Raw genomic sequence first — 26,840 nt, forward strand, 5'->3', positions numbered from 1 at the left:
TAGGGCTTGTTAGGGACTTGCACCCATTAGAATAAGCTCATGCCGAGCATACCATAAGAAAAAGAGGCAGACTCCCCACAGCGAGAGTCTGCCTCTTCTAATTTATAAAGAACAGATATCTTTATTCAACAACTTCCCATGTAAAAACACAGCCGTTCTTCATGCCGGCATCAGCACCTTGGAAATCTGCTGAATAAGGACTTCCATCCACAGGATTCTTACCCACATAACGCTGAGTCTTCAGAGAAAGCAGCATACAGCGGTTATAAAGCATATCCTGCCATACAAACTCCTCTGCCTTGGAAGAGTCGGAAGTCAGACGAACATCACCAGATAAACCAGCACCAGCAATATAAACATATCGTCCGTCAGCCGTCTTCAAAGCAATTTTTCCCTTACCTCTATCCTCCACAACAAACTTCACCTGATTTCTCATGTCCTTTCGGTTACTAGAACTATGCATCAATCCATGTCCGGTAGCATCCATCAGACTGCCATCAGCGAGATTAGAGAATCTTATGGTCTTGCCGATAGGCAAATTGGCTGTTCTGTCTGCCAACGGCTCCTCCACCTTGAAATCATCAAAATCAGCCACACCGCCATTCACTTCCTTCTTATTGAAAGCATAAAGTGCTACACGTACACCCTGGAAGGTCTTCAACTGATAAGGCGAAAGTATCTGCTCGCCGATATTCTCCCAGTTCTTACCATCCAGAGAATAGGAATATTGCAACTGGCTCTTGTCATAATCACCCCAAAGTCGCAACCATACTACCTTGCTTTTAGCCAACGGCTTCAGCACTTCCCTATTGGTATTCTGGTCGTAGCATCTCAAGCTTAATCCCTTATCCGTCTTGACAACGCCCAATGAAGCATATGGCGTATTGATGGCACCCAAACCAGCCTCATCACCTACCTTCAAGCGGGAAGCATCCAACTTAACAGATGTATAAGATACCGGTCCGATGGCACGCTGCGTCAATGTATTCTTTGCCCAAAGCAGTTGCTTAGCAGGCATCGAATGCAAACGGAGCCATCCTTTTCGCTCCTTATTCAGCGACCACATCTTGTCATTCGGATTATGATTCCACTGCCAAACCGGTTTAAAAGTCTTACCCGAGAAATCATCACATCTGTCGTATGGAGCCTGTGGTGTCTTTACCATATCATTCGGTTTGAACCAGGTACGAGGCGAGCGTCCCAGGTTCTTCTCCAATCCGAAGTAAGGCCAGCCGTCAACCCAAGTGATAGGCGACAGGCACACCGTTCTTCCCACAGCATTGAAGTCCTGCATCGAAACACCCCACCATTTCCCGTCAGGAGCCTGCACGATGCCTCCCTGATGAATGGTAGCACATCCCAGGTTCAGACCATTAGGCTTGTTGTTCTGGAAATTGAAACCATCTTCCGGCAAAGGCCGACCGATTCCCATGTTACCTACGCTCCATCCAGCAGCATAACCATACGATTCGCGCTCGCTAATTACGCAAGTTTCATAAGGTCCCCAAATGCTCTTGCTTCGGGCACACTGCATACGGCCCATCGGTGAATAATCTGCAGAGAGGATGTAGTACATGTCATTGATTTTATAAATATGATGTCCCTCACCCATCGCATTACCTTCAGGAATCACCACCTTGCTGCTGCCCTCTACCGGACCGCTCAAATCGGGCTTCAACTCCGTAACGGTTACGTTGCCATACTTGTGCACGGCATAAATCTTACCATCCTCATCGAAGAGCACAGAGAGGTCGTAGATATCGCCATTAACTTTATGATGCGTCCAAGGACCCTTGGCACTGTCCGAAATATAAACCTGCAATCCATGCCCGTTGATATTGGAGAAGATATAGAACTTGCCGTTATGATATCGGATGGCAGGCGCCCAGATACCCTGTCCGTACGCCTCCTTGCCATTGCGGAGATTGAAATCATCCGAATCATCGAATCGGTCGAAACAGTAGGAAGAGAATTCCCAATTCACCAAATCCTTGGAATGGAGAACCACCAGTCCCGGCACACAGTGCATCGTAGTACCTGCCAGATAGTAATCCTCCCCCACTCTGATAATATCAGGGTCAGAAAACTCATCATAAAACAAAGGGTTTGTAAAGGTACCATTACCATTATCTGCCGACCAAGACTTCCCTTTCAAAGTCTGTGTCAGAACATTCTTGGCTGCAGATTTTTTCTGCGCCGCAGCTCCCAAAGAACCGCTCAAAAAAGCGATGCAACAGGTTGCAAATAATAATTTCTTCATTCTTATTTATAGGTCTAAAAGATTATTATAAAAAATATTGCCACAAAAGTACGAATAATTATCCAAACAGAGGTGGATAAAATGATACTTTTATGGCAACAAATGTGATTTTAGGACATTATTTAATCAGATAAGTCTTTCCAGGTTCTGTTTCCAAGTCATATTCATATACGTCAGGAATAGGAACCTTCACTCCTTCTGCTATCCGATGCTGTTCCATTACAGGCTTCACTTCTGCAGATGCAAAAAGGATATTGGGACATGTTCCTTCTGCCTTCTTCAGATTCTTCGCCTTAAGCGGAACGTAGGAGCGGAGACGCAGGATGCCTCCGATGGTGGAACGAATCTTCGCCTTCATCAGTCTGCCATTCTTCCAGTCCATATCCACCACAAAGCCGCCACGGGCACGAAGTCCCTTTACGCTTCCTTCTTTCCAGGCATCAGGCAAGGCTGGCAAGAGATGCACGGCTCCATCATGACTCTGCAGGAGCATTTCGGCGATACCGGCTGTTACTCCGAAGTTGCCGTCAATCTGGAATGGTGGATGGGCATCGAAGAGATTCGGATAGGTTCTGCCCTCAGGATACTCCTTTACCTGCGCATCAGATGGCAACAGGCGAAGCATATTGCTGATGATTCTGAAAGCATGATTGCCATCAAGCATGCGTGCCCAGAAATTCGTCTTCCAACCCAGACTCCAGCCCGTAGCCTGGTCGCCACGATGCTTCAGAGTGGTGGCTGCGGCACGGAAAAGTTCCGGATGAGAGAAAGGAGAAATCTGATTGGATGGATACAATCCGTAGAGATGCGAGATATGGCGATGCTCGTTCTTCGGATCATCCGCATCCACAAGCCACTCCTGCAACTGTCCGTACTTTCCTATCTGCATCGGTGGAATCTGCGAAATCAGCTGCTGCATCTCCTTACGCTCAGCCTCATCAACACCCAATATTTCTGAAGCCTTCACTGCATTGGTCAGGGCATCGAAGGCTATCTGATTATCCATCGTGCAACCAGCCGTTACGGCAGTTCTCTTACCCATAGGTCCCTGTTCCGGACTCACCGACGGCACGGTTACTTTCCATTCTGTGCCTGGCAGTTTCTGCATATAGTCGAGATAGAACTCTGCAGCCCCTTTTATCACCGGATACCACTGCTTAAGGAAAGCCTTGTCACCCGTATAGAGATAATGCTGCCAGAGATGGGTGGTGAGCCAGGCACCGCCATTCGGAAACATGCCCCACTGCGCTCCATCCACCGGACCCGCTATGCGCCAGATATCGGTGTTATGATGTGCCATCCAGCCACGGCAGCCATACATTTCCCTAGCCGTCTGTGCTCCCGTTACGCTCAAATCCTTAATCAGTGAATACAGAGGCTCCGTGGTGTTACCGAGATTCGTTACCTCGGCAGGCCAGTAGTTCATCTCCGTATTGATGTTGATGGTATATTTGCTGTCCCAAGGCGCATTCTTACTGTCATTCCAAACACCCTGCAGGTTTGCTGCCTGTCCACCAGGCTGGGAAGAAGAAATGAGCAGATAGCGGCCGTAGTTGTACATCAGTGCCACCATCGCCATATCCTTGCTGCCTGCAAATTTCTCCAGGCGCTGGTTGGTAGGCAAAGAAGCATTGACATCGGTTGGCAGAATCAGGGAAGAAGTAGCAAACTGCTTCTGATAAGCCTCCACATGGCGTTTCTCCAACTGTGCATAACTCATCAGTTTCACCTTATTGATATAGTCAGCATTGCGCTGGGCTGCATTGCCCGACACATCGTGATAGTTCACAAAGTTGGTGGCAGCGCTCACCAGGATGGTAGCCTCGGTACCATCTGTCTTCACATCCGCCACACATTCGGCAGCAAGAGCCGCCTTGATGCCTTCCTGGTCTTGTCCCTTCACCTTCAGCACTACACCATTCGCAGTCTTCTGAGTCTGATGATCAAAAGGCGAATCCAGGGTAACATCAATATTCAAAGCACCCTTTCTACTCGCCTTGATATGGCAAACGATGACGCCATCAGCCAGCGAAGCAAAGGTGGTACGGGTATATCTTACGCCATCCATCACGAAAGAAGTCGTGGCAATCGCCCTCTTCAAGTCCAGGTCGCGCAAAAACTGCCCAGCCTTTCCCTGATTCTTCATGCTGATGTGCAGATTTGCCATCGGCAGGAAGCGCATACCATGAGGACCAGGTATGAAGGTCTGGTTGATGAGAGCAGCCGCCTCCTCTTCCCTGCCATTGAAGATGAGTTCCCTCACCTTTGGCAGATTCTCCAGGGATTTCTTACTGTTGTTGTTATGAGGACCGCCACTCCAGAATGTTTCCTCATTCAACTGGATATTCTCGTCCGTGGTTCCGCCATACACCATACCCCCCAGATGAGAGTTTCCGATAGGCAGAGCCTCCAGCCACTGCTGGGCAGGGGCGTTATACCAAAGTCGAGTACTATTATCTGTGCAACTCGCCTTAGCCATCATCTCTATCGGGAACAATAGTCCCATGACCCAAGCCCCCAAAATCATCTTATTTCTGTTCATAAAATCAGCATTGATTAGTTATTAAATACGGCACAAAGATACGGAAATTTTTTGTTTTTCCATCACTTTGTGCCGCCAAAATAAAAAACACCTCAACTTTTATCTCTATTTTCTTTTAAAATACTCAAAAGAATCTACATCTATATATCCTCCGGTAGCTTTTGTTGCATAGTTATAGATGGCAATACGGGTTCCCATAAAGAGACGTCGATAATCATACTGCATCTTAAAATCCTTGATGGCAGGAATCCAGGTCTTTCCATCTATACTATATAATAAGGTGGCGAGATCCTGATGAAGACGGAAATCGCAACTCATCTTCAGATAGATGATGCTTGATTTCGTTGCCTTATCCTGCTTCAGATTCAAAGGCTGGCGATATACCTCCTCACGTTTTACACCGGTCACAGCCTTCTCCTTATCCGTCAGAGCCACACTCTCCTTGGTACCTACTACAAAAAGCTTCTTGCCTTCCTTTACTACAGAAAGCAAAGCTGCATCACCCTGGAAGGCAGACAGACCAGCCACATCGCCATCCTTCATCTTGCTCACATCCATCTTGATGATTCCCTCGCAGGTTGGTCCTTCGGTACGGGTACTGATGGTATTTGGAGCCAGGAAGATATTAGGAACGATACGGGATGTCTTCAGGCGGAGCCAGCCCTTGCGCTCTGTGAGCGACCAGGCATCATCCACCGGATTGTGGTTCCACTGCCACTGCAATTCCAGCTTGTCTTTAGAGAAGTCGTCGCTATACACGAGTCCCTTGCCGTCATAACCCAGTACAGGCTTCTGCATCTGGGCAGGAATATTGCCCTTCTCATCGGTCAGCATAGGCCATCCATCCTTCCAGGTACATGGTTCCAAAGTGAGAACTCTTCCTACACCACCACGATCTTGGAATACAATACCATACCAGTTGCCATCCTTATCATCTACAATCGTACCTTGTCCCACACCGTTGAATCCAGCAAACTCTGTCTCCAAAATCACCTTCTTTTCGTAAGGACCCGTTATCTTATCTGCACGATAGCACACTTCACGGCGCGGATGCCCCTTGGTCCATGAAATCATCAGGAGATAATACTTGCCATTATGCTTAATCATACGGGAACCTTCGAGCAAGCCTGTTTCATCAGCATCACGTTCAAAGAGTTTGCGGTGACTGCCTGGCACCACATCGGTTAAGTCTGCATTCAGCTGCACCATCTCTCCCGTGCCATAAACCACGTATGCCTTGTCGTCATCATCAAAGAATAGAGCGGCATCATGGAAATGCTGCAAACGGCTGTGGATGGTCCATTTACCCTCGATATCATCGGCGGTGCAGATATAAGTCTCTCCACCAGGACTGTCGTTAGGAGCAAAGAGCGCATAGAACTTGCCACGATGATGCTGCAAAGATGTAGCCCACTGACCACGACCATACACCGTACCCTCCTTCATGTCATACTTAGGCGAATCGGTAAGTTTAGGGAAGATATAGTTCACTGTTTCCCAGTTTACCAGATCCTTCGATTTCATGATAGGCGCACCCGGCATCAGATGCATGGTGGTGCTTACCATATAGAAGCTGTCGCCCACTCGGATTACATCCACATCAGGCACATCAGCCCAAACCACAGGATTGGCGAAATTCTTTTCAAACTTCCACCAGTCGAAATTAAAGAGTTTGCTTCCCTTCAATCCCTTGAAAACGAAGTATATATCATGCTTTCCTGTCACTTTCTTCATCATTTGTGCCGAGAAAGTCTTCCACTTTTCCCAGCCACCAGTCTTGCTGACATCTATCTTTGCCACCAGTTCACCATCCTTTTTATCGAGATGAACCTCCAAAGAACCGCCGAGCGATGAGCACGCAGCAGAGATGGCAAATGCATCCGGACTCTCATTTCCGAAATCCACCTCGCGTACCTTGATATAATCACCCGTATGAATTTCAGAGATATAAACACCCGTGTCGTCGGTCTGCTCCGACTTCACTCCCTTAGAGAAAGCGATGGTTTCAGCCTCCTGACGCTTGTAAGGATTGAGGGTTGCGATAGGAGCCACTCCTTCCTGGGTATGATGGATGATTGGGAAGGTGCCGTCGGCATTATATTTGAATTCTTCCACAGCTACGCTGCGTCCGAATCCGCCACCCAGTTTACCCGTATGATAGAAGAAATAAGACTTGCCCTTGAAGTCGGTCACGCCACAATGATTGGTAAAGGAACCCGTATTCTCCTGTGGCATGATTTCGCCCATATACTTCCATGGTCCGAAAGGCTTCTTGCTCATGGAATAAGCAATGTGCTCAGGCACTCCACCTGCAGCATAAAGCATATAATAGTTCTTGCCACGCTTCATGAACCAAGGTCCCTCTGTGTAGCAATCTTTATATTTTCGGGTTGAATCGCGCTTCTCCACGTCAGGCGAACCGAATCCCTCCTCAGTCATCACGATTCTGCCCACTTCACGCTTTTCATCAACAGCAGCCTTAGCATCTATACCACCCTTGAAGCTGATCATATCTTTATTCAGTTTGGCATAGTAAAGATGCGGATTACCCCAATAGAGATAAGCCTGACCATCCTCATCCATCCAAACCGTTGGGTCGATATTGTCCCAACTTCCATTATCGAAAAGCGGTTTGCCCAGCGCATCCTTGAACGGACCGGTAGGAGAATCAGCCACAGCTACGCCGATAGCCATTCCACCCGTCAGTTTAGAGTGCGCACAGATATACCAGTAATACTTACCATTACGTTCGATGGTCTGTGCAGCCCAGGCACGGTCGTCTGCCCAGGAAAAAGAACTGAGGTCGAGCGGAGAACCATGGTCGGTCCAGTTTACCATATCAGTAGTGGAATACACACGCCATTCGTTCATCCAGAAGAAGTCAGCCTTATCTTCATCATGACCGGCATAGACATAAAGCCGGTCACCGACAGGAAGAGGAGCTGGGTCTGAAGTCAACTGTGTTTGCACGATAGGATTCTGCGCATTCATCGTTGCGCTCATACTCATACACAAAGCCGAAGCAATCAAAAACTTATTGTTCATTGTTTATCTAAAATTATTAGTTACTATTTTTGAGCGCAAAGGTAGCAATAAAACAGACATTTTACTTTGCTGTATGTTACAAATACTTTAGCAAAACAACCATGGTGTAAGAAAAAAACGGTGCATTTCAAAAGAAACACACCGTTTTTACATCTTTACCTAAAAGTTTTGCCCGAAATAGCTGTATCTGTTGTTGTCTGGATTGATAACCACCTGCTCCAAGACAATCTCAGGGTCTATCATCACGATACGAAGCGTATGCTTACCAGCCTTGACTGCAGATGATGATGTAGCTGCCAACCAACGCTGGTTGTCAAAGATTTCATCTCTTCGCAACTGCTTCTTCCCTTTCCACCAACCATTCAAAACCAGTTTAGGCTGCTCAGGCAATGGTTTCAACACCTTGGACACAGCGAGGTTCTGAGGAGTGTACTCGGCAAAGGTATCCACAAATCCTGCGCGAGCATCCACAATCTGCAAGGGCTGGTCGTCTATCTGCACTCCGATGCGAAGACCACGAGCTGGATAGACATCCTGGGTTGGCAGAATGCCGAGGGCGATGGAAAGCTGCTGCATATCAGAAGAAAGTTCGAAATCGTATTCTAGCGATGCCCCCTTGCCATCCGGCTCACTTGCTGCCATCACATGGTCGATGCCCATGCATCCCTTACCTCTGCCCAAGTCTGGCAAGAATATCCACTTGGCATTCTTGCCTTCCTTGATTCGGCAGTACTGATAGGCAGGAATGCCAATCTCCGTGGTGGAAACAGGTACATTTAACGGATGCTCCACCTTCATACCCAAAGTCATCGGGTTGCGATTCTTGTCTGGGATTGACCATTGGGTATAGCCGATGTGATTATCCATCATCATGCCTTTCCACTTGCCACCTGCCAACACATTATTATAATAGTCGCTCAACTGCTGGTCTTTCTTCATCAACACCTCCACACCGAGGCTGTCACCCATGGTGGCATGGTTGTATGTCTCTACCACACCAGCACTTGCCACCACTGGATAATAAACCAACTGGTAGAAAGCATCCTGCTTCTCCTTAGGCATCTGCTGGCGCAACAGCTCTGCCCTTTCCACCAGCGACTGCCAACGCTGTGACATCACCAGCATCTCATGCTCATTAAACAAGCCTGGCACCTGAGCCTCAGGCTTCCTAAGGAGATTATACTTGCTGTATTTGGCTATCAAGTCGGCAATCTCCTTGGCATATTCCTCGCCGAAGATGCTTGCTGAGAAACGTTCCAGCCATGGCTGTTCATCACCAGGTTTTACGGCATCTGGATTCCATGCATAATCCATGATGAAGTCGATAGGCACCTCCTTCGGCTTCAAGTCGCCCACGTTGATAATCCAGATACGGTCGATGCCACTGGCGTATGCCTCATGCAGCTGCTCACGGAGTTTCGGGATGGTTGTGGTGTTCACCCAGCGATCGTTCCAAGGACCACCATTCATGTCGATGTGATAATACAAGCCCAGTCCACCCTTGCGCTTGCGTTCTGCGGCGGTACCCTTACGGCGGATATAGCCCCAGTTGTTGTCGCAGAAGAGCAGGGTTACATCATCAGGTACGTTGAAACCTGCATCATAGTATCGCTGCACCTCGGTAAAGATAGCCCAGAGCTGCGGCACAGAGCTTGCCGGCTTGCCATAGCAATCCTTGATGATGCGACGCTGTGCTTCAATCACCTTTCCTAATGTCTTGATGTTGTCCTCGTCCTTGCCGTTGCCCATCGCCACATCGCCATCACCTCGCATACCGATGGTAATGATGTTCTCATACTTGCTGTTGCGCTTCAAGCCATCAGAGAAGAACTTCTCGATGCGCTCAGGGTTCTGTGCATAATCCCATGGACCCACCTCAGCCTTGCGGCGCACATATTCCTTATGTGCTCGCATCATCGGCTCATGATGGGAGGTACCCATCACGATGCCCATGTCATCTGCCAACTGTGGCGATTTGGGGTCATCCTCATTAAAGGCTGTAGCCCACATGGCAGGCCAGAAATAGTTGGCTTTCAGGCGGAGCAAGAGTTCGAAGATATGGCTATAAGCCTTGGAATTGATGCCCCCAAACTGGTTGCCGCACCATCCACCAAAAGATGGCCACTCGTCATTGATAAAGATGCCACGGTATTTCACCTTAGGTTCTCCATCCGTATAAGTACCAGGCAAGACATAAAGCTGGTCATGATGGGCGATAGGCGCATCCGCCATCCAATACCAAGGCGACACACCTATCTGGCGAGACAACTCATAGATACCATAGATGGTACCACGCTTGTCGGAGCCTAGAATCACCAGTTGTCCCTTGTCTGTGAAGATGAGATATTGCTCCCATTTGCCCTTCAACTGCTTGGATTGCTTGGGATATTTCTTGGCGATTTCGCTTTTTCCTACTGTAGCCACCACGACGGGAGCATACTCACTGCCCGTCACGCTACGCAAGTCATGGCGCAAGTTAGCGACAGCCATCTTCACTCCCTTCCAGTCGGAAGGACTATAGCGGATGGTATCCTTCGTGCCCGTCAAGAGAAGGGCTTTTTCAGCTGAAGCCTTGTCAAACTTTACAAACTGTGGAGCTGCATCCACGGCGGAGATTACTCCCAGCAGCATACCTACCAACAAGATATATTTCTTCATAAAATCAATTGTTTATTCTTTGTTATTGTCTATTTTGTTGTTTTGCGCTGCAAAAGTAGCAAAAAAAGGGGTAGAAGAGCGCCCTTACTTCACGTAAGGACTCTCTAGCATTCCTAGATGAGTAGGTTTATACCCACCAAGATTGATGAGTATTTTCTCAAATACAATACCAGGCTGCATAGGACGAAGCCTCAAGGTATGTTCTGCCTTCCCCGTGTTTCCTACAGCCATCCTCACCTTCTTCTCGATGATGCGCGATGCGGCTGTAGGATACATCAAGTCGTACTTATGCTCCCAGTTCAGATTCTGATTCAGCCCTACAATCTCTTCCTTGCCACCATCCAGCGACACTGCCACATAATGACCGCCCAGCACAAAGGGCATCACTGCATCGGTAACAAGATGTACATCCACCGAATCCATATCTGCCTTAAATTTCATCTTATAGGTAAGATACGCTCCTGCTGTTGGCTGGGTATATGGGAAGAGAGCTATACCCGACTTCGTCCGTCCTAAACCTGGGATGAGTCTCCACTGCGACTTCTCTGATTCAGCAGGTGTCAGTGAGAAGAGATGCTCTGCCTCCATCACCACCATGCCGCCATCTTGCTCAAACACGTAGCCTGTACTAGGCTGCGTAACGGCAAAAGGGCTACTCTGCTGAATGCGATATACCATAGGCATAACTTGATGCTGTGGGGCATGCCAGTTTTGATAGCCGATATGCACTTGATCCATCATGTGATTCCACTTGCCATTGGCGATATGGTGATTATAATTACCGCAGAGCAAGGAGTCTCTCTTGTAACATTCCTCCACCCTATCTGCCCATGTATTAGCCTCAATACGTCCCTCACGATAGAGTTGCTTGTTCATCGCCAAAGAGTAATACATATCATAGAGATTTGCCATGCCTTGTATTGGGAAGAGAACCAACTCTTGATAGGCATCCTTCGCAGTTTCATCCAGGGTGATATACTGACGCAGGGCTCGTGCCTCCAAGGCCAGGAATTCATCCCGTACGCCCTTAAACTCTCCCGTCTGCAAATTGTATGTCTTGTCATCCAGCAATTCGGCTTGCACCCTAGACGCATATCTTCCATAGCTCATCAAGAGACGAGCAGCCTCTTTCGCTTCTTTATCACCAAACTGCTGGGCACAGAATTCCTGTGCATATTGCTCCAGGTTGCTGGCATCGAAGGCATCAGGATTCCATGCCATGTTCATAAAAAAGTCGATGGCAAACTCATGGGGTTTGATATCACCGACATTGAGCATCCAGAGTTTATCCACACCATGTTGATAAGTGGCTTGCAACTGCTCCCACATCTCGGCGATATGCGACATGGTGAGCCACTTGCTGGCTCTTGGGGCACCATAATAGCCCACGTGATAATACATACCATAGCCGCCCTTGTGGAAATTTTTCTTTCTATCAGGAAGTCGGCGCACATGACCGAAATTGTCATCGCAAAGCATCACGATGACATCATCGGGCACCTTGAGTCCCTGGTCATAATAATCGAGCACCTCACTATAGAGTGTCCAGACCTGTGGGGTCTCGGCGGCTGGTTTTCTGGTGACATCAGCTATGATTTTTCGCTGTTCCGAAATGATTTGTTCCATCAGCCGGAAGTTAGCCTCTCTACTACCTGCATCGGTCATCGGACGGTCTTCGTCACCTCTCATACCGATGGTCACAAGCTTGTCGTAACCCTTGCTATTCTCGATTCCCTCTCGGAAGAAACGCTTGATGGCATTCTTGTTGGTCAACCAGTTCCATTCACCATTGCCATAGTTCTTCTTATGTCGAATCCACTCTTGCTGCGAGCGTTGCATCGGCTCATGATGCGAGGTACCCATCACGATGCCATATTCATCAGCCAGTCGGGCATTCTCCGGATCATCCTCATTGAAGCAGTTGCCCTCATACAGTCCGTTCTCATCCTTCAAGATAGGTACCAAAGGCTTGTATTCCTTGAACGAGCCCCACATGGCAGGCCAGAGGCAGTTTGCCTTGAGGCGAAGGAGGAGTTCGAAGACATGGGCATACATCTGGCTGTTCATGCCCCCAAACTTATTTCTAGCCCAGGTGGTCATACAAGGGAACTCATCATTGATGAAGAAACCACGATATTTCACCTTCGGCTCTCCACTCTCCACAGAGCATGGCTTGGCAAAGACCTCCTCATGCTTGGCTATCGGCGCATCCGCCCACCAATACCAAGGCGACACCCCCATCTGTCGGGAAATCTCGTAAATGCCATAGATGGTGCCACGCATATCGCTACCAGCCACCACCAAGGCACGCTCCATGCCCTTGGCAGGATGATCAATGGTCTTGATGACAAAGCTCTCCCACTTGCCCTTGAGCGAACGCTCTGGCAAGATGCCTTTCTTGGCAAGGCGAGTAATAGCTTCACTCACTCCGTATGTACCAATGAGGATGGGATAACGCACCACATCCTCGCCCTGGCAGCACACTCTGGGTGAACGACCCGACACGGTATAGATATCCTTACGCAGGTCTTCCGCTGCTCTTTTCACTCCTTGTTTTTCGTGAGCATCCATACAGATACCAGACATCTGAGAGGCGGTGGAAATAGGGAATGCTCCCCCTTGCTGTCGGAAGCTGATAAAGGAATCAGCCATTGCAGTGAGAGCAAACATCACAAAACAACAGGCTAAGAGAGGCCTTGACCATGGAAAGTTGATCTTCATTTGAAATTTCATACTGTAATATTATTAAAATAGAGAAATTATGAAAAATAGAGAAGAAGGGGATTGCCCCACCTATTCCCTTTTTTATGCAAAGGTACAACTTTGCTCCAAGAACAACTTTTCTCCATGTTCCAAACACTTTGGCGTACATTCCCACATCAACAAAAATATGATAAATACTGCCCAATTATGTCATTTTTTTTATAACTTTGCAAGCACAAACACAATATATATAGAAATATGATTAAAATCAAAAATCAGTGCATGGGATTCATGCTCACAGCCATCCCATTGCTTTCGCTCAACACTCCTTGCATGGCACAAAATCCATATCTCCCACTTTGGGAACATGTGCCAGACGGAGAACCTAGAGTATTCGAAGACCCTGACAACCCAGGGAAGTACAGAGCTTACATCATAGGCTCTCACGACACATCCTTCAAGTCTTACTGCGGATCAGACATACGCATGTGGTCTGCCCCAACAGAAGACCTCACCCAGTGGAGAGACGAGGGAGCCATTTTTTCCTATCACATCAACAATCAATGGGACACCATGTTTGCTCCCGATTTGGTAGAGATAAAACGAAAAGATGGAACAAAAGATTACTATCTCTATCCTCACTCCCGAGGACACAAGCGTGTGAGAATGGTCTGCAAAGGCAAGCGACCTGATGGTCCTTTCACTCCCATCAACCTCAATGCAGATGGAACGGAAGAGCTGCCAGGCAGCATCCTCGACTTCGACCCTTCCGTATACATCGAGAATATCACTGACCCAAAGGATCCAGATTACGACACAGGATTCAGAGCATACGGCTACTGGGGATTCCAACATTCATCAGCCGCACAACTCGACCCTAGCACCATGTACTCGCTCAGACCAGGTACTGAGCTCATCAAGTACTCGCTGCCAGCTTGCGACGCACAAGGCAACGTAAGAGACCCTAAGGGAACAACCTACCCTATCATCAAGGGACAGAAGCCTACAGATTTCAACTTCTTCGAGGCATCATCCATCCGAAAAGTAGGCAACAAGTATGTGATGATTTACTCCGGCTATTCCGGAAAGGAATACGGATTAGGCAACACCAACTCCACCTTGCGATATGCCTATGGAGACACCCCATTAGGTCCATGGAAGAATGGTGGTGTATTGGTTGACTCACGTGGAGTGGTTCCTAACGAAGACGGCACCAAGTTAATCACCAGCAATGCCGCCCATAACACCCATGGAAGCCTACAAGAAATCAACGGTCAATGGTATGTGTTCTATCATCGCCCACCACGTGGATTTGGGTTTGCCCGTCAGTCTGTCGTTGCTCCCGTTACCATCCAATGGGATAAGAAATCTGTGGAAGAAGGCGGAAAAGTGGTTATCAGGGCATACGATCCATACAACAAGAAAGGCATCTGGACCGCCAAAGCATCCGACAACACAGAATACACGGGAGCAGAAGTCACTTCGGAAGGATTCCAGATATACGGATTGAATCCATACCACTACTATTCTGCAGGTATCGCCAGCTATCTGAGCAACAACCAAGCCATGCAGGATGCCTGGGACGTATGGAACAACCACATGCCTGTAAACATGAACGCTGGTGACATCGTTGGATTCAAGTATTTCGGATTCGGCGGTCTCAGCAAAGCACAGAAAGGATTGCAACCTTTTGAGGGAACAAAAAAAGGAAACGGCACCCAACTTAATATCTTTGTGAAGGCAAAAACGCAAAAGAGCTTCAAAATCAAAGTAATGATGGATGGTCCATGGGCAAACAAGACATGGAAAGGCAAATTGCTTGGTGAGCTAACGGTTCCTGCCCAGACTTCAGCGCAGGGAATCCAAAAGTTGACACTGGACGTAGCTGACAAGGTCGATGGTATCGGCAAGAAACATGCCATCTATCTCATCACCGAAGGTGAGGGCAAGCAACTTTGCGAACTGGAGGGCCTCGGATTCACCAAGAAGGGCGAGAACATGGAATGCCCAATATCGCCTACCATCGAAATCAAGATGAACGGCAGAAAACTGGATGTTCCTACCATTCCAACGAGAATGACCAATGAGAATGGCAACTTCGGTTACAATGAGTATGATGTCATCGCCTCTTTGCAAACAGGCGAGAAGAGCGCACCACGCATCACTGCATCATCCGACAACAAGGAGGTGGAGATAGAGATTCTTCAGCCTAAGACCTTGCAAGACAAGGCTTATGTGAAATGCACCTACAAGGGCATCAGCAAGAATTACACCATCCACATCAAATAATACATTCAATACATTCTAAAAAAACGCTTCGCACTTTGTTTGGTGCGAAGCGTTTTTTGGATTTGATAACCATCACAAAGCCACCACGAGGCTGTACATTGATATAATCTTTCATACCCCTAACCTTACGGTATGAAATTTTCCAAGGATTTTTTGCCGTTCCGCTATCCTCGAACAAAACAACACGTGAGTTTTGCTTTGTCAGAGAAGATAAATTCAGGGCCAGTTTCTGGGATTCATCCTTGCCATTAATGCCAGCCACATACCAGGTGCTTCCCTTTCTGCGAGCCATCACGACACTTTCGCCCGGATAACCACTGAGCAATCGCGTCTCATCCCATGCAGTCGGCATGTTCGAGATAAAATCCTGCACTTCCTTTGGCTGGGCAAGATAACTCTCCGGCTTATCAGCCCAATGCATCAAAGCCGACTCGAACAAGATTGGCAAAGCCAACTCATGAGCATGGGTAGTGATATGCGGATGCTGAGAATCAGAAAAGGTGCAAGGCGTATAATCCATCGAGCCCACGATGCCGCGGGTAAATGGCAAGGTAGCATTATGGCAAGCAGCCTTTTTTGTCAGCACAGATTCATTATTATACCATTCCGCTCCATACACACCCTCGGTAGAGAGCAGGTTGGGATAAGTGCGCTGCCAGCCTCGGGGAACAGTAGCACCATGAAAATTAACCGTAAGATGATGGCGTGCCGCACACTCCAAGAGGTCGATGCAATACTCCATCGTTTCCTGTTTATCGCCAGCAAAGAAGTCAATCTTCACTCCAGCTACGCCCATTTTCTCCAACCAGGCAAACTCCTTCTCCCTGTTTTCCGGAGCATTCAGTCTATTGTGAGGACCTGGTGCACCCCAAGCCTTAATCCATGCAGTAGAAGAATTATACCAAAGCAAAGGCTTCACACCCCTATCCTTAGCATATTTCAAAGCCTCCTCGATGGTGGCTCCATTCTTCATCTCATCCCATTCTGCATCAATCAATACGTATGGCAGATGCAAGGTCTTCGCCATATCTACATACTTTTTAATGATATTCAAGTCGTTTGAGCCATGGTTGTAAGCCCAATAAATCCAGCTTACACTTCCCGGTTTAATCCATGAAGTATCTTTCAGACGACAAGGGGCACTGACATCAGTTACCAGGGTCGAAGCTATCAGATCCTGCTTCTTTCCAATGACAACCACTCGCCAGGGAGATTTCCAATTACCCGAATAATGCTGTGTGTTTTCATCCAGGAACACATGATAGTCCTCCGGATTCTGCCCATTCTTCAAGGAAGAGGCACTGTTGATTCGTTCTATACCAGCTTCAGTAATAAGAGAGTACACACCATTCTGCTCAAGCAGACAAGGATAGCCCCAATGTTGTTTTCCACCTTTACCGGTAGTGGATAAAGGGAAGAAATTCTCATAAGACTCCGTCCATTCCTGAAACCACCGGCGCGTGCCTTCACTGATATGATAAGTAGTCAAATCCTGCTTGATTGACGTATGCTGCAAACCCTCCAACTCATAACGGAAGGCTACGCCATCGTTATAAAGTCGAACCACCATGCGCAACGGGCGCTGCAGATCATCCTCAAAGGTATAAACTATTTCATTCGCCTCGTTCTTGCATTCACTCTTCTTTCCCATGAGCATCTGATAATGCTCCGAAATATACTTGGGTTTGGAAATGTCTTTCAAGACTAGATTTCTTCCTCCACCATCGCTGGTATTCAAACCATAACCAGAAATATGAAGCACCTGGCTTTCCTTATTTCCTCTACAGGCATCGCAATAAGCTACCTCAAAAACCTTCACCTTATTTTCCTCACCCTCAGCCTTCCATTCAATCTTTCCATTGGGAGAAGAGAAAGTTTCCCGCAGATTCTGCGCAAAAGCTGCGCCCTGCATGGCAAGCAGCCATACAATCATCAGTAACGGCTTTCTGAAAGCCAAGATTTTCGTTGTATTCATCATTATGATTGTTTATTCGTTTAACGCTACAAAATTACGAATAAACAATCATAATGACTTTTTTTAATGTTTCAAATACTTTACTCAGTATATTTTGCCGCATATTCCGAAGGCGACATTCCGAAATATTTCTTAAATGCAGTGGAGAAATGACTATTATTGGCAAATCCCACCATATACGAAACCTGCGTAATGTTGATTTTACGCTCTCTTATCAATCGAGCAGCCTCATTGAGACGGATGTTTCTCAAGAACTCGCTGGTAGGAACACCGGTCATCTCCTTCAACTTTCTATGCAGCTGAGTACGGCTTACGCCCACCTCATCACACATCTTCTCTACATTGAAGTCTGAATCGCTCAAGTTCTCGTTCACTACCTTCATGATACGCTCCATCAGCTCCTCATCGTAGCCTTTCACCTCTACCTTCTCCACCTTGTCATCCTGCTTCAGAGCTCCACTGAACTTACCCTTCAGGCGACGTACATTGTCGATGAGATTGTCTATCGTGAGATGAAGTTCCTCCAGACTGAACGGTTTAGCCAGATAAGCATCAGCTCCTAGCTTAATACCCTCCAGCCTATCGCTGATTTCCGATTTGGAAGTAAGCATGATTACTGGCACGTGGCTGATATTGGCATTGCCCTTGATATTTCTAAGCAACGTGATACCATCCATCTCCGGCATCACCACATCGCTTACCACCAGGTCGAAATCATCGGTAAGCAACTGCTTCAGTGCCTCTTTGCCATTGTTGCAGATTACAAAGCGATACCAGTCGCTCAGTTCCGTCTTGATGTAGCGGCAGATTTCGATATCGTCATCCACCAGCAGGATTTTACTGTTCTTGCTAGCCCCACTTCTCTGCAGTTTCTTTCCATTCACCACGTAGTCTGAATTAATCTGGCTATCCTTAAGATGTTCTTTTCCCAAAGGCAATTCTATGATGAAACAGGCACCGCTCTTCCCGTCTTCACGATTATGTGCATACACATCACCTCCATGAAGCCTTACGATGGAACGGCAGAGATTCAAGCCGATGCCCGAACCTCCCAGGTGCATATCAGCAGAATTTTGTCCCTGATAGAAGCGTTCAAACAGGGTTTTGGCATCATCGTTCTTTCCCAATCCCTTGCCGCTATCAATCACATACAGGAGCACCTTCTTATCCTGCTTCTCAATGCGGAAGATGATTTCGCCGCCATTAGGCGTATATTTAAAGGCATTAGACAGCAGATTAGCTATCGCCTTATCCAGCTTGTTGCGGTCTATCCATGCATTCACAGGCGTCTCTGGCATCTCCAGCCTGATATTAATACCACGCAGGTTGGCATTATAGGTGAAGAGCGAAACCAAACCCTGCGAAAACTCCACCAGGTTGGTTTCCCTGCACGAGAGGTTCATCTGATGCTTGTCCAGGCGTCTCTTGTCGAGAATCTGATTCACCAGGGTGAGCAGACGCTGTGCGTTTCGGTCGATGGTATCAATATCCGCCTGATATTCCTCAGCATTTCCCAATCGCTCCTTCAATTTCTTCAGAGGCTCCATAATCAGCGTCAGCGGCGAACGGATATCGTGGGTGGCATTGATGAGGAACTGCATCTTAGCCTCTTCCATATCTCTTTTCTTCTTGCGCAGATAAACAATGATAGCGGCAGCCGTGAGGCCGAGAATCAGGAAGAGATAGATGAGCTTCGCCCAAACGGTAAGAAACCAAGGTGCCAGCACATCCAGGTTGATCACCTTTTTATATGTGGAGTACTTACCGTTGCAATAGGTACGCACTTCTATACGATAATGTCCATACGACAAACCAGTGAAGTTGAAGCTATTGTCTCCAGCCGCATTGCTGATCCATTTGCCCCCGTTAATGCGATACTGGAACACGATGTTACCCACGCTCTGATAATCAAGCTGGGAGAAGCTGAGTACTATCGACTTGAAATCAGACGGAACACTCAGATTATCTCCAATAAACGGAGCCATCTTTCCATCAAGCAACACACCCGACAGATAAATGACGGACGTTTTCTCATTATAATCCTTTACCTGAGAAGGCCTAAAATAAGTCAAACCTTCGGAGTTTCCATAACAGATAACCCCATCCGATGTAGAACCTACTACTCCAGCCAGATATTCCTTGGTCAAGAGTCCGTTTCCCTTTTCAAAAGAGAAAAACGACTTAGCTTTACTATCATAACACCAGATACCCTGCGCAGTACTCATCCATAGGTTTCCCTTGGCATCCTTCTTCAGCGAATAAATTCTCAATCCGCTAATACTCTCGGAATGAGGCCAAGGGGTAGTCTGCTGTTTTTTCCTGTCATAGAGATAAAGCCCCATCTCTGTGGCAATAGCAATCTTACCATCCGACAGTTCTAATGTAGAATAGCACGTTTTACCCTCTAACAAAGACCGAGAAAGAATGATGTCAAAATATCCGGTTTTGGTATCCATGCACGACACACCATTGGCTGTTGCACACCAGAGCCATCCCCGGGAATCTAACCTGATCTCCGATATCCAGTTATTGCAAATGGTTTTGTGTGGACGCTTATCATCCATCAGATATTGCGTCATCTTGCCACTCTTTCTATTCCATACATAAAGTCCGTTGCCCGGGCTCGTAAAATAAATATTACCAGCAGCATCTACCTGCATACCATCTAGAGAAAGTCCATTGGCAGGCAGCAACAACCGGTAAGTCTGATGCTTCCAATCATACTCATAAATGCCATCACGACCATATACATAAACATTCTTCCGAAAATCCGAGTACACTCTGATTGGTCCTGCAGGACTTTGTAGTAGCTTGGTATTGCCCGTCTTCTCATCCAAGAGATACAACCCATGATTTTTGACCACAAAAAGCATCAATCCGTCAGCAACTCCCACTACAGACGAAATGGTTTCCATACCAGCCCCCAATTCATCCAAAGAAACCGGATGGAACACATTCTTATCATTATTCGACAAGAAAAGTCCTTTCATATAGCATCCATACCACTGATTACCATCTCTATCTATCAGCAAATCGCTGATATGCGCATTATCAAAGATAAACGATTGGTTATTCAACTCCACCCGATAAGCCTTTCTGCTTCCATGCGGTATCTTGAAAGTTCCATCTCCCGAAGTACCCAACCATAAATTGCCATACTTATCCAAGGTAACAGCACTGATATATCCTGCCCCCTGATGAGCTGAAAAATCGAAATCGTAGCGTGAGAAGCTATGCGAGGCATAATCATAGCGCATAATGCCGCCCGTATGCGCCACAAAGAACCCCTTCTTGTCTGTGGCATATAATTTACTGATGCCAAACAGATCTTTAGGTTCATATACACTTACCAGTTTGATAGACTTGCCATTGTATTTATATTTTCTCAACACCTTTGTATGATTAGCCTGCCACAGATATCCCTCATCATCGAAGAACAGCATAGCAAAGAAATCATCCACTGAATTTGCAGATTTCCTTGAAAGGCGAGTAACTTTACCTGTAGTCATATCCAACCTATAGGCACCATACCCGGCTGTACCTATCAGGAGATTATGCTTTCCATCCTCAATAAGAGAACTTACTCTTATCTTCTCATCTTTCTTTTCCAATACGATATGCTGGAAACAATTGGTAAGATAGGAATATTTATAGAGTCCACGATTTGTTGCCACAAAGAGGAACTCTTTGCTGTAAGGATAGAGTTTTACGATATCATTGTCCTGAATGGTTGTCGTATCGGCAGGATTGCAAAGATAGGAACTGAATTTATAGCCGTCAAAACGATTCAGTCCATAATTGGTACCCACCCAAATGAAACCATACTTATCCTGTATGATACATCGAATCAAGCTACTCGACATGTCGTTGGATGTATAAAGTCGTCCAGAGTTGGCATAAGAAAAGCATGTCAGCATCTGTACGAAGCAAAAGATTGAAAAGAGTATAAAACGTTTCATTGGCTTATGATTGTAATATAACTGTCATTTACATGAATTATTTATCCTGCAAAGTTATATTTTTTCTGTCAGAAAAAAGAAAAAAAAGCAAAAATTTGCATTTTTTTACCAATGTTTTTGTTCAAAAGGTACAAGAGAATAAATTTATGATACAAAAAAACGCAATAAGATGACCTTGCAAAACGCAAGGTCATCTTATTTATAACTGGGATTTTAATACCCTCAGCTGGAAGTTCAATCTCGAAATAGCCATTACATTCTTTACAATGATAGAACCATCGTATAGATAAAATTTTGTTTATTATTTCTTGATAACCTTTCTGGAAACCTTTCTGCCATTGGCAAGCTGTGTCTGCTCGATAACCATACCCTTGGTCTGAGCGCTGATGCGATGACCCGCTAAATTGTAGGTCATGCTATGGCCATTTCCAAAAGCATTGATTGCGTTCTCAGTAATACCAGTACTGGTATCCGCCTTTTTAATCTTCACATTGCCAAGAATAACCGCAGCCCAACCAGAAGACATGGTGAAATAAAGTTCATAGTCACCTTCTTTTTCTACAGTGAAGTTCAAGAAGTGAGCCAGAGAACCTTTCACCACCTGATTGGCATTCTCCTTCAAGTTACCTTCCGAATCCAAGTTCTGTTCCAACAAGACAGAATTATTGTCGCTTATGCCAGCAATGCCAGCATCAAAGGTCACTGCCCCATTCTCGGAACCATCATTCCAATAAGAAGAGTTGAAAGAAAGCTGGTATTTACCAGGAATCAAGTGCAGACGATGCCCATCATACAAGCCATAAGAGAGCTTGCATTGGTCAAAGTCACGAGCACTGAGATAGAATCCTGTATTGAAATCACCACCAGCCACGAAATCCTTGATACGAGCACCACCCGTATTGGCAGCGCCGTTCGCTTTCTCATCGCTGCGGCTCCCATCATTCATGCTATTGATGCGCTTCCACCCAGCAGGCACGCCTTCACCTACGTTGATGACCTCGTCTTCCCAATTGTCAGAGAACAACACCTCACCCTTAGCCTCGCTAGAATCTTCATTATCAGGAAGATCGAGCTTATACTGCTTGAAGAAGTTCCAAAGCTCGCGGGTAGAATAGACTGCATCAGGATCATCCGAATGCCAATGTCCCTTACCATCAATGGCGATGAGAGTAACCTCCGTTCCATCCATCTTATTGATATAGCGAGTACGAGTGGCGGCAGCATAACTCATGGATGCAGGATAAGGGCGAATCACCACTGGATTATCCACATCACAACCTTCATAAGCAGCCCACTTCTTGACATAATCGTCAATTCTACCATAGCCACCAGCGGCATGGTTTGGATCGCCACCCCATTTCACGACATCATCTCCCGTGCCATGGATGTGCATAATAGGCACATGGCGTGGAGCCACAGGCTCACGATAATCGACAGGGATACCACTCACAGGACCAAAGGCTGCAACTACAGTTCCCAATTTGGTCATACAATGATAAGTCATCATTCCACCCATAGAGAAGCCAGAAATATAGATGCGATTCTTGTCTACCTTATATTTCTTCTGCATCGTCTTCATGATGGTTTCGATAAACTTGACATCGCCAGAGCCTGAGATGTCCCAGGCATTACCGTTTCCCTGAGGGTAAACCACCAAGATCTTTGCCGTGTCTGCCACCTCGTTCCAATGAGTCTGTCCCATCTGATAGTCAGGGTTTTGACTATAACCATGCAAAGAGATGACCATCGGAGCCTTCTCGGGTAAGTCGGTTGGTACATAGACCAACATTTCTCGTGTAGATGTACCCACTTTTACTGTCTGCTTCACTGCTTTCTGCGTATAGGAATGCTCGGCAGCAACCACTTGCATGCACAAGGCAAAGAGCAAGCACAGCAAGAAAGTTGTTCTTTTCATTTTAAGTTATAATTATCAGTTATACGATTATCTGTTGTTATAATTGTCTGTTGTTATGACACAAAAAAAAATCGGCAAAGTATCTGCTGGATTCAACAAATACTTTGCCGAACATCTGAACTAGGGACTACTCCCTAGTTACACAAAAGGAGTAGAATTTCTGCCATTACTTATTCATTACTTTAACAACCTTACCACTCTGGAACTTCTTGATAACAAGGCCCTTGGCGTTGGCTGCTACCTTAGCACCAGCAGCATTGAATGTTGCAACCACTGCATCATTTGCTACATTAACGTTCTTGATACCAGTTGCTCCACCTCCGAGCTCCTCAGGAAGGGTATTGTAAAGCTTGATTAAAGAAATAAGGCAAGGACCGCCCCATGGAGCCTTGATAGTAACCAAGTGAGCAAAATCATCAACAGTAGGATCTTCGCCAGGAACAGTGCGAACCAAATCTTTCTTCAAATCAAGAACAATTGCTCCTGTTTTTTCATCAAAAGCTTTGTTCTCGATGGCAATCATACCACCATCAGCCTGCTGACCATTCGCAACGGTACGGTTGAACATGAAACGAGGATTGGTACCTTCACCATAAACTACCATGTAATGATAGTCTGACAAGTCGGCATAGATATTTTCAGACACAGTAGATGTACCTACGATAACAGAACCTGGGTCATTTGGATTCTCTGCACCCACAGTCCAATCCATATAAACATGCTCATCAGTTGGTTGTGCATCCTGTGTTAAACCATCCCAAATGTGGAACATGTCCTTAGTCAATTCAACACCCTCATCTGCACTCTCTTCCTGAGCAGAAGCTGTACCAAAACCTGCGAACAACGCAATGGCTACCATAGCCATACTCTTAATTGTAGTTCTCATAATCATAAAAAATTAAATTGTTTATTAATAACTAGTTATTTATAAAGTTTCTCCGTATAAGTTTTGCCGCTACGAAGATATACTTTCTTGATATTGATGCCCTGCTTGGCAGCAGAGAGGCGCATGCCCTGCAAGTCGTAATACTCCACATGGTCTATCTGGTCGGCATCGGTGGTTACACCAGCGATACCCGTCAAGGCACCCTTGTAGTTCAGGCGAACGCAATCGAGCACAGCTCTCTTTCCGCTCACATAGTTAACCGTCATATTTCCCTTGACATCAGCGATGTCCATGTCAAACTCCACTTCCGACCATTCCTTGTTGGAAGAAGCATTCTTTGGCAGTGTAACCTGCTTGGTCTGATTGCCACAGATAACTTTGATAACAGCATCTCCCATGGAAGCCTGATAACGGATAGCCACCTTGTAATTACCCACCTTACTTACCGGAATGTAACCACGAACGGAAGCCCCCTTCTGGGTTCCCAGGTTCAGGCAGCCCTGACCATAGTATCCACGGAAACCGTTGTTCCAAGCGTTGCCATAGCAACCACCCACATTCTTGTAGTCGAAGTTCTCAAACTCATACTGCATCTCGCCTTCGTAAGCTCCTGGAGCAGCAGGAGTCTCGATGACAGCAGCAGTCACATCAGAATCCTTCAACTTTCCTGTAGTCTTGGTGCCCTTACAGTTATCGATGGTCAACTCCAATGGACCATTATGCTTTACATAAACCGTGAACTGACCATTTTTCCACTCGCTGGTAACAGTACTTGCCGAATGCTCGGAATTATCCTTCCAAGAGATAGTAGGCTGTGCACTGGCTCCCACCACAATGATGGTATCAGTCTGCTGGGCATACTCCGGAAGATTCTTGTCATCCTGCAATCTGCCATCACCCACACCATAGCGGAGTCCATCCTTGATACGGTAGTTCTGCATGTAGAGACTCAACTTGTCTGAATACTCACGCATGTGAACCAAAGAATATGGAGCGAGGTTCATCTTAATCTGGCTACAGGTATTGTAGGCAGGTTTCAATGTACCCTTGGCACTGCGTCCATTGTTTACCCAGTACTTACGGATATATTTCATACCATTCTTTGTGGCAGCCAACCGAACATGCTCCTCATTATACTGATAAGGGTTGTAGCAAACCCAAGTATTCTCCAGACGCGAAGCATAGATATCACCCGAATATTCCTGCTTGAAGAGCTTATTCATATAAGCCTTCTTGCTGGTCACATTACTCCAGGTAGGGTTGCTGGCATACTCGCTGCTCTTGATAGCCACCTGCAGTTTCTTGGCTTCTTCGTCGATGAGATCATACACCACAGGGATGGTAGGATAACGTCCTGAAACCTTCAACCACCATTTGTTGTTCAAGGTGGAGTTAGGCCACTGCGTACCATTGTCATCCTGCTCGCTGCGATAGAGACCATCATACAGTCCGCTTGGCGAAACGTATGGTTCCATCTCGTTCTGGCTGGAAGTGATATCCTTAGGTTTGATGTCATTCTTAACACAAATCTTAGTACGTGCTATGACCTCCTCACGGGAAGGAATACGAATTGTACCATCCAGAATCTTACGGAACATATCGATGTTGATATTCTTAAAGTGATTGAACCAAGCCCAGTTGCGACGGATATAGCCATCAGCAGTCTTGGAGGTCGCAATCTCACGCAGGTCATCAGTTGACACCAACTCAGGACCGTCAATCACCGTCTCACCAGTCAATGCCACATGCTCCAAGATAGGAATGGCACCACAAGCCTTAGGGAAATCATTGTAATACTCCTTCAGTGTTTTTGTATCATCCGAAGGGTCCTTGATGGCATTGCCATTCTCATCCAGTTTATCTTGTTCTTCCATCCAGCCGCAGATATCGAAACGAATACCATACTGGCCGGCATATCCACCCAGATAAGCACCCAGACAGTTGCTCTCGATGTCATAGAAACCATTCTGCATGGTGTACTTCTCGCAGCAGATGAAATGTTCCTTATCGGTAGAAAGCAGACGGTTCATCTCGGCATTACGCTTCATGTATGCCACTGGCATCATATTGGCAGAATAGCATGCCTGCGTAAAGCTCACACAAAGGTAGCCGCCATACTGATGGGCAAACTTCATGAGATGGGTGAAGAGTTCCAAGCGTTTCAGGAAAGTAGGCGTATGAACGGTTCCGTTCTCACGCTTACGATCCTCGTCAAATCCCCAGAACTGCTCGGCATAGTTCCATCCCAGAAAGTTAGGATAGTTCTTGTAGTAGCTCTCATAGAGTTCCAGGTCGTCATCATCGAAAGCACTGCATCCGCCACTGGCAGGCTGGATCATGGTCCAGACGCGGTTCTCGGCGCATACCTTCATCCATGAATCCACCACCTTCTTACCATCCGCACAGATGTTCTCCGAAGCAGAGAGCGAGAGGTTGAATATCACGTAAGGCTTGATGTCTTCCGGCACCATATTGATGATGGCTTGCGGATTCGGAGAATTCCATGTATCGATATGGATAAACCATGCCGGCTGGGATGGCGAGATAACTCTTCGCAGGGCAGGCCCGTCATGAGCCTGCGCCACTGCGAATGTTAGCATCCCGAAAA

11 protein-coding genes are annotated in these 26,840 nt (G+C 46.6%); 1 reads left to right on the plus strand and 10 read right to left on the minus strand.

Annotation, left to right across the window (positions count from 1 at the left end; genetic code table 11):
- Positions 1-121 precede the first annotated feature (121 nt).
- From F7D47_RS13745 to F7D47_RS13765, 5 genes are all read right to left on the minus strand, one after another.
- Positions 122-2,260 carry a glycoside hydrolase family 43 protein gene (locus tag F7D47_RS13745; protein WP_153086492.1) on the minus strand — a complete coding sequence of 713 codons (2,139 nt, stop codon included), beginning with the start codon at positions 2,258-2,260 and terminating at the stop codon, positions 122-124.
- 118 nt (positions 2,261-2,378) lie between these two features.
- Positions 2,379-4,802 carry a glycoside hydrolase family 95 protein gene (locus F7D47_RS13750; RefSeq protein ID WP_153086493.1) on the minus strand — a complete coding sequence of 808 codons (2,424 nt, stop codon included), beginning with the start codon at positions 4,800-4,802 and terminating at the stop codon, positions 2,379-2,381.
- Positions 4,803-4,907: 105 nt separating this feature from the next.
- The gene (locus F7D47_RS13755; RefSeq protein ID WP_153086494.1) at positions 4,908-7,847 is read right to left on the minus strand and encodes a family 43 glycosylhydrolase; all 2,940 of its coding nucleotides are present in this window, start codon (positions 7,845-7,847) and stop codon (positions 4,908-4,910) included.
- Between the two features lie 159 nt (positions 7,848-8,006).
- On the minus strand, positions 8,007-10,505 hold the full coding sequence (locus F7D47_RS13760) for a glycosyl hydrolase 115 family protein (protein ID WP_228113368.1): 2,499 nt from the start codon (positions 10,503-10,505) through the stop codon (positions 8,007-8,009).
- A gap of 84 nt (positions 10,506-10,589) precedes the next feature.
- Positions 10,590-13,157, minus strand: a complete 2,568-nt coding sequence (locus F7D47_RS13765; RefSeq protein ID WP_228113369.1) for a glycosyl hydrolase 115 family protein — start codon at positions 13,155-13,157, stop codon at positions 10,590-10,592.
- Positions 13,158-13,490: 333 nt separating this feature from the next.
- Between F7D47_RS13765 and F7D47_RS13770 the strand changes: the two genes are divergently transcribed.
- Positions 13,491-15,497, plus strand: a complete 2,007-nt coding sequence (locus F7D47_RS13770; RefSeq protein WP_228113374.1) for a hypothetical protein — start codon at positions 13,491-13,493, stop codon at positions 15,495-15,497.
- On the opposite strand, the gene F7D47_RS13775 is transcribed toward F7D47_RS13770, so the two are convergent.
- From F7D47_RS13775 to F7D47_RS13795, 5 genes are all read right to left on the minus strand, one after another.
- On the minus strand, positions 15,490-17,472 hold the full coding sequence (locus F7D47_RS13775; RefSeq protein WP_228113614.1) for a glycoside hydrolase family 97 protein: 1,983 nt from the start codon (positions 17,470-17,472) through the stop codon (positions 15,490-15,492). The two genes, F7D47_RS13770 and F7D47_RS13775, sit on opposite strands and share 8 nt — an antisense overlap.
- An 80-nt stretch (positions 17,473-17,552) precedes the next feature.
- Complete coding sequence (locus F7D47_RS13780) at positions 17,553-21,431, minus strand: response regulator (RefSeq protein ID WP_153086496.1); 3,879 nt, start codon at positions 21,429-21,431, stop codon at positions 17,553-17,555.
- A gap of 301 nt (positions 21,432-21,732) precedes the next feature.
- Positions 21,733-23,346, minus strand: coding sequence for an alpha/beta hydrolase family esterase (locus tag F7D47_RS13785; protein WP_153086497.1), 1,614 nt, complete (start codon positions 23,344-23,346; stop codon positions 21,733-21,735).
- A gap of 166 nt (positions 23,347-23,512) precedes the next feature.
- Positions 23,513-24,232: a hypothetical protein gene (locus F7D47_RS13790; protein WP_153086498.1), complete on the minus strand. Its 720-nt coding sequence runs from the start codon at positions 24,230-24,232 to the stop codon at positions 23,513-23,515.
- Between the two features lie 35 nt (positions 24,233-24,267).
- Positions 24,268-26,832, minus strand: coding sequence for a glycoside hydrolase family 98 domain-containing protein (locus F7D47_RS13795; protein WP_194252596.1), 2,565 nt, complete (start codon positions 26,830-26,832; stop codon positions 24,268-24,270).
- Positions 26,833-26,840: the final 8 nt, after the last annotated feature.

Origin of the sequence: Segatella copri (assembly GCF_009494835.1) — a bacterium.
Lineage (GTDB): Bacteria > Bacteroidota > Bacteroidia > Bacteroidales > Bacteroidaceae > Prevotella > Prevotella copri_F.